This window comes from Mesorhizobium sp. 43Arga, from assembly GCF_053714255.1.
Map to the genome: position 1 here is coordinate 1 of NZ_JBSKBO010000035.1, position 6,457 is coordinate 6,457.

Below are 6,457 nucleotides of genomic sequence, written 5' to 3' on the forward strand. Positions count from 1 at the left end.
CATCGTGCGCGGCGATGAGACCGTGGTCATCCAGGCGACGGCGATCCGGGAGCTGGTCGACACGACGGGCGCCGGCGATCTCTACGCCGCCGGTTTCCTGCATGGCTACACCACCGGACGCAGCCTCAAGGATTGCGGCGACCTCGGCTCACTGGCGGCCGGACTGGTAATCCAGCAGATCGGCCCAAGGCCGAGGCAGAAACTGCGGCGGGAAGCCGAACAGGTGGGCTTGTTGTAGGCACATCTTGAAGACTGTGCCGGTCGGCTTTATCGCCAGCGCGAGGGACCGAAAGCACGCTAGGCGGGCGAGGGAATGTAGCGTTTTGTCGAGTCCGCGACACTGTGGGTTCGGCCTCACCTTCTGCTGCATTCTCGTTAAACCCCTGAAATAAAAGTCGCAAATCTTTTCAGCGGCTCCCTTCGCGTTGGCACGCATTTTGATTTTTCAGGCCTTGAGACAGGGAACTGCGGGGAGGCATTGATGGCGGGGAGCGACATTGCGATCCGGGGGACGAAGCTAGCAAGCAACCTTGTCAGGTCAGCATCAGATAGTGCGCGTATAAAGGAGGCGTCGAGTTTACCGGCGGATTTCTGCGCCGAACTGTTAGCTGCGATTGGGGTGGACTCCTTGACGCAGCAGCTCGGATGTACCGGCCGGGTTCGCCTGCCCGGCCCAATCCAACCGCTGATCCACGGTCTCCATCGCAGGTGGCCGACAAGGAACCCCGCAAATGAGGTGTTTGGGTGCATCTTCGTTTCCAGGGCAACACCAAATTCCAATCGGCCTCGGGCCATAAGGCGAGTGTCTGGTGGCAGCGGTAGAAAGGACAGCTCGCGCACCGAACCGGCGTTCGAGAGCGTGCTGGCTGGCGACCGGCGCGGAATGCTTGATTTATGAAGGGTCCGCATATGACGCCACTCGTCCTGATCTGTTCTGAGGATGCCGAGTTCTTCCTAATCTTCAGTCATGTCCTGGAGGTGGACGGCTTCGCAACTGAGCTTGCCGGTGGCGTCGAGGACGCGATCCGGAAGGCCGCTGAGCATGAGCCGCAGGCTGTCGTCCTGGACTGTCAAGTGGCTGGCGCTGCCGGCCCCAGAATCTGCGCCCGGCTGAAAGGTGATCTGCAAACCGAGGCCCTGCCCGTCATCGCCCTGATCGCATCCGGCGCCGAGCACCAACAGCTCGATCTGCTTAAGGCCGGCATTGATGAAAGTTTCCTACGGCCGTTTGCGCCGGCTAAATTGCTTGCTTATTTGGGCGGGAAGCTGCGCGCACCGCTGCTCCCCAACGGGGGGCAATGGGGGTCGCTGAACTGCGGACAACTTAAGATGGAGTTCGGCAGCCATAGGGTACATTGCAATGGCCAGCAACTCCATCTAGGCCCACTCGAATACAACATGCTTCGTCACTTGATGGAAAATCCTGGCAAGGTGTGCAGCCGCGACGAACTGGTTGGCGCCGCCTGGCCCGCCAACATCCATGTCGGTGCGCGGACGGTCGACGTCCATGTCAGCCGACTGAGAAAGGCACTCTCCCCCCACAACGTCATCCGAACCATACGCTCGGCCGGCTATGCGCTCGAAGAACAGGAAATCTGAATTCACGATTGTGTCCTCATGTGTGGTGTAACTCGGCGGAGCAAAGGCTGCTCGCGAGCGTCGCCTCCGGGTCTGATTGCGACACTTCCTTTGACCGGAATGACTACCGATGAGCGACGAGAGATCAGTCGTCGAGGGGAAGCAGTGTGTAGCGCCGTAAGTTAACGATGATGGCCTCCTCGACGACCGAGCACCGTCGACCGCGGCTCTTTCGGCGCAGTCGGAAGGTCGTTTGGCGAGGTCCGCTACCCCACTTGGAACGATCTTCTGGTTGATCCCGTAGCGCTCGGCCAGCCCCCTCAAGCTCTCTTGACTATTGTATCGCTCGACGGTCCGCCTCTGTCGTCGTGGCGGTCCCATGGAGAACCTGGCCCATAGTGCCTCTTTGATCCGGGAGACAAGTCTGGTGGTGGATAGCGACCTGCGCTTTGGCAGAGTGGGGTTGCTGACCAACAACTCTGGAGGCCAATCATGCATGTTGTAGCCGATCGATCTGTGGCATCTGCCGCTGTCCACACTGACCTTGGCGCGATCTTCGTTTCTTTGGAGCTCAGTAAATCGACCAGGTTGATCACTTCGCTGTCGCCGGGCAGTGGGGAGAGATGTCGAAACATGCGGTACGTGGCGGCGATATCACCGGACTGTTGGCACGCTTTGCCCAAGTCCAGCAGAAGGCACAGGCGCACACCGGCCGGCACTTTGCGCTTGTTGTCATTCAAGAGGCGGGTCTCGACGGCTTCTGGATTCATCGAATCCTGGGGGCCGAGGGGATCGAAAGTCATGTCGTCGACGCCGCTTCGATCGCCACCTCACGCCGACGTCGTCGTGCCAAGACCGACAAGATCGATGGTGAGGGGTTGGTGCGCGCGCTGCTCGCCTACAAACGGGGCGAGCCGCGCGTGTGCGCGATGGTTAGAGTACCGAGCGTCTAGGAGGAGGACCGTCGTCGTGTCTGCCATGAGCGCAAGGCAGAGCGGATCGGTCCAACACGAGCAAGGCGTCTCGAAGGCCGGCAACCCCCGGCTGCGAACGACGATGATCGAGTTGGCTTGGCTGTGGTTACGCAATCAACCTGGTTCAACCCTTACCCGCTGGTTTCACGAACGCGTGCTGCGCAATCAGGGGCGCCTCAAGAAGACAATCATCGTCGCCCTTCCACGGAAGCTGCTCGTGGCGCTGTGGAAATACGTGACTGCGGGCGTCGTCATCTAAGGTGCCCTCATGAAGGCTGTCTAACAAGACCAAACCGACAAACCCATCCACTGAGGTTCGATCAGCCTCGGGGGATCCAGGAGGCGAACCGACATCCCACCTGGCTGAAATGCCGTATCAAAGACGGGTCTCGCCTACTGGGCTCATGCCGCCGCAAGCGGGATATTGGTGCAGCCGCCCAAGCGGCGACCGTATGTGAGTTTGACCAGGCTCAATTGACCGAGCCGCGTCACGCAATCGGGCCAGGCTCTGGATTCCGCGACCAACTGGAGAGCACGATGCCGCCCTAACTTCTCCCTTGACCTCAGCATCGTCATGTGAGCCTGGGATCAAACATCTAGCTCAGCACACTGGACGCTCGGCTTGCTGGAGATGCGCTCCGGGCCAAGGCATCGTCTCGGCAACGATGCGCCTACAGACCGAGGGGTCGCAGAAGAACCGGACCCCTCAAATCAGTGCAGTCAGCGCGCCGATTCTACCCCGTGCTGACGAAACGGGACATGCCCGACGCGGCGCGTTGCGCCGGCACTCAGTTCTAACCACTCCACACTGCAGTCTATGCCGTCGTCCACGGGGCGACGGGATGGACTTCTCCTAGTCCGCCTTCGCTTCGTCTCTCAGGCTGCGCGCCGCTTTGACCATATTGACGAGTGCCGGGCGGACTTCCTCCCACCCACGCGTCTTCAAACCGCAATCGGGATTGACCCAAATCTGACTGTCGCAAAGGCGCTGGCGCGCCTGCGTAAGCAGGTTCGCCATCTCGTCGACTCCCGGCACCCGCGGCGAATGAATATCATAGATGCCCGGTCCTATCTCGTTGGGATATTCAAAACTTCGGAAGGCGTCGAGCAATTCCATCTGCGAGCGCGAGGTGTCGATTGAGATCACGTCGGCATCCAAGGCCGCGATCGCGTCTATGATGTCGTTGAATTCAGAGTGACACATGTGCGTGTGGATCTGAGTCGCATCATACACGCCCGTCGAGGCCAGTTGGAAGCACTCGACAGCCCATTCGAGATAGGGCTTCCACTCGGACTTGCGCAGCGGCAATCCCTCGCGCAGCGCAGCTTCGTCGATCTGAATGACTCTAGCGCCGGCCATTTCGAGATCACCCACTTCGGCACGAACGGCGAGCGCGATCTGACGGCAGACTACGGAGCGCGCAAGATCGTCGCGCACGAACGACCAGTTAAGAATCGTCACCGGGCCGGTGAGCATGCCTTTAACGGGTTTGTCAGTCAGCGATTGGGCGTATCGCCACCAGCGCACGGTCATCGGGTTGGGACGCGATACGTCGCCAAAGATGATCGGGGGGCGCACATAACGCGATCCATAGCTCTGCACCCAAGCGTGCTGCGTGAAAACGAAGCCGGAAAGCTGCTCACCGAAATATTGCACCATATCGTTGCGCTCAAACTCGCCGTGCACCAGCACGTCCAGCCCGATCTCTTCCTGCCAACGGATGGCTGCTTCGATCTCCTTCCTCAGGAACGCCTCATAGTCGACATAGCTCAGTTGTCCCTTTGCATGGGCGGCACGCGCGTTGCGAATCTCGGGCGTTTGCGGGAAAGAGCCGATCGTCGTGGTGGGGAAGGGCGGCAGGCAGAGACGTTCCTCCTGAAACCTGGATCGTTCCAAAAAGCCACTCTTCCTGCGCGTCATGACTTCGTCGATAAAGGCGAGGCGTCCTTCGACCAGCGGATCATGGATTTTCGGGGACGTCAAACGCGCGACGGCTGCTTGCGTCGAAGACTCCAGCTCTGCCGCAACCGCCTCCCAGCCCTCGGATAAGGCCGTGGCGATGGTGGTCAGTTCGTCCATCTTCTGCGCCGCGAATGCGAGCCACGACTTTACGTCCTTGTCGAGCGTGGTTTCTAGTTCGAGGTCGATCGGCACGTGAAGAAGCGAGCACGAGGGCGCGATCTCCACTCGCTCCAGCGGCCAGCCGGCGACCACCGGCTTGATCCGGTCAAGCATGGGGCGCAGGTTCGCGCGCCAGACGTTGCGACCATCGATCAGGCCAAGCGAAAGCACCAGGTCTTTTGGCGCAAGCCGGCCCACCGCCTCCAATTGTTCGGGAGCGCGTGCAAGGTCGAGATGCAGACCCCCCACAGGAAGCGAAAGAGCGGTCTCGAGGTTGCCGTTCAGCCCGCCGAAATAGGTGGCGAGCATGATCTTTAGCTCCGGTGCCACTTTCGAAAGGCGCTCGTAGGCAAAATTGAACGCATCTTGCTCGTTTGGAATGAGATCGAGCACGAGCGCCGGCTCATCTATCTGCACCCAGTCGGCGCCCGCCAGTTTCAGTCGACGCAGCAGCAACTCGTAGACCGGCAGCAGCCGCGGCAGCAGTGAAACAGGGTTGAAGTCCCGGGCGGGCGACTTGGCTAGCTTGAGGAAGGTGACGGGCCCAAGGATGACCGGGCGAGTGTGAATGCCCAATGCTCTGGCATCAAAGAAGTGATCCAACGGCTTTGAGGAGGACAGGGCAAAGGCTTGATCGTCGGGTAGTTCCGGGACCATGTAGTGGTAGTTGGTGTCGAACCACTTGGTCATTTCCAGCGCTGTCACGGCCTGACCGGTTTGCCCGCCACCAGCAGCCCCTCCTTGGCTGCCACGAGCCATGGCAAAATAGGTGTCGAGCGAGATTTCTCCCTCCCTCCACCCATAGCGTGGCGGGACAGCGCCGACCATTGTTGCTGTGTCGAGCACATGATCGTAGAGTGAGAAGTCGTTGGACGGAATCTTTGTCACGCCGCGGTCGCGTTGTTCAATCCAGTTCGCGACACGCAGCGCCCGCGCTGTTTCGAGAAGGTCGGCTGCGGAAGATTTTCGCGACCAATAGGCCTCAAGCGCGCGCTTTAGCTCGCGACGGCGCCCAATGCGCGGTACGCCAAGCGTGGCTACAGGAACTTTGTGAGAGAGAGACATACCATACCCCGATGATTGGGGCGTGGATGCAAGGCAGACGCTGGCAAGCAGACGAGCCGGTTGCTACGCCCACCGAGACACCCCGCCTGTGGACCTTGTTCGCCGTGGCAGCGGGTCGACACCTCAGCCCGTCTTCCCGAGGCTATTGACCTCCGTGACAAGAGTGAGCTTTGGCTCGCCGCTTACAGTTGCGGGGGCAGCGCCGGCATCTTCACCGGCTTCCCTCTTAGCTCTGTTGCGGCCGAACCGCATCAGAGAACCATCGACTACTTACATTCCCCGGAGAGGACGTTGCTGTCAATCACATAAACAAATCTTTATATCGTGATCCGACTTGGTACGATAATTGCCAGTCGGGTGATCGCCGGGCGATCGCGATCGTCCTTTCGGCCGGTAGCCTGCTCAATTTCCTGCCCTTTGGAGTATGGAGCGAACTGTCGCAGGTTCCGGACCGCGAACTGAAAGGGGTTGACTCCGATCATGCTGAAAGGAACATTTCCGATATACTCGATCTGCGCTTAGTCAGAGGGCAATCATGCTCGATTTGCGCACTCGGTGACGCGCGGGCGAGAGGTTCGATGTCTTCAACGCCTTCAATCGCACCCGAGCCGCAAACGACCACGATCATGGAAGCAATGCGTTATGGAAGCACCTGCGCTTTGGCGTCGGCACCTCAATGACACGTTCGAGTTCCTCAATCAGATCCACAAAAGCTCGA

Annotated in this window: 3 protein-coding genes, 2 pseudogenes and 1 riboswitch; of the genes and pseudogenes, 3 read left to right on the forward strand and 2 right to left on the reverse strand. The window is 59.8% G+C overall.

Features of this window, described 5'->3' with window-relative positions; all coding sequences use genetic code 11:
- Nucleotides 1–238, forward strand: a 238-nt coding sequence (locus ACWGS8_RS35045) for a PfkB family carbohydrate kinase (RefSeq protein ID WP_454585190.1), incomplete at its 5' end; no start/stop codon positions are given.
- A 671-nt stretch (nt 239–909) separates the two neighbouring features.
- Nucleotides 910–1,599, forward strand: coding sequence for a response regulator transcription factor (locus tag ACWGS8_RS35050; RefSeq protein ID WP_454585191.1), 690 nt, complete (start codon nt 910–912; stop codon nt 1,597–1,599).
- A gap of 127 nt (nt 1,600–1,726) precedes the next feature.
- Here the strand turns inward: ACWGS8_RS35050 and ACWGS8_RS35055 are convergent.
- Nucleotides 1,727–1,975: pseudogene (locus ACWGS8_RS35055) on the reverse strand (IS481 family transposase); the annotation flags it as partial.
- 95 nt (nt 1,976–2,070) lie between these two features.
- Here ACWGS8_RS35055 and ACWGS8_RS35060 point away from each other — a divergent pair.
- A pseudogene (locus ACWGS8_RS35060) lies at nt 2,071–2,811 on the forward strand (transposase).
- 594 nt (nt 2,812–3,405) lie between these two features.
- Here ACWGS8_RS35060 and metE read toward each other — a convergent pair.
- Nucleotides 3,406–5,739, reverse strand: a complete 2,334-nt coding sequence (metE, locus tag ACWGS8_RS35065; RefSeq protein WP_454585192.1) for a 5-methyltetrahydropteroyltriglutamate--homocysteine S-methyltransferase — start codon at nt 5,737–5,739, stop codon at nt 3,406–3,408.
- Between the two features lie 70 nt (nt 5,740–5,809).
- Nucleotides 5,810–6,018: riboswitch (cobalamin riboswitch) on the reverse strand.
- Nucleotides 6,019–6,457: the final 439 nt, after the last annotated feature.

Bases quoted from the DNA above. Each gene is read 5' to 3' on its own strand.
- metE (WP_454585192.1), bottom strand. From the start codon at position 5,739: ATGTCTCTCTCTCACAAAGTTCCTGTAGCCACGCTTGGCGTACCGCGC.
- ACWGS8_RS35050 (WP_454585191.1), top strand. From the start codon at position 910: ATGACGCCACTCGTCCTGATCTGTTCTGAGGATGCCGAGTTCTTCCTA.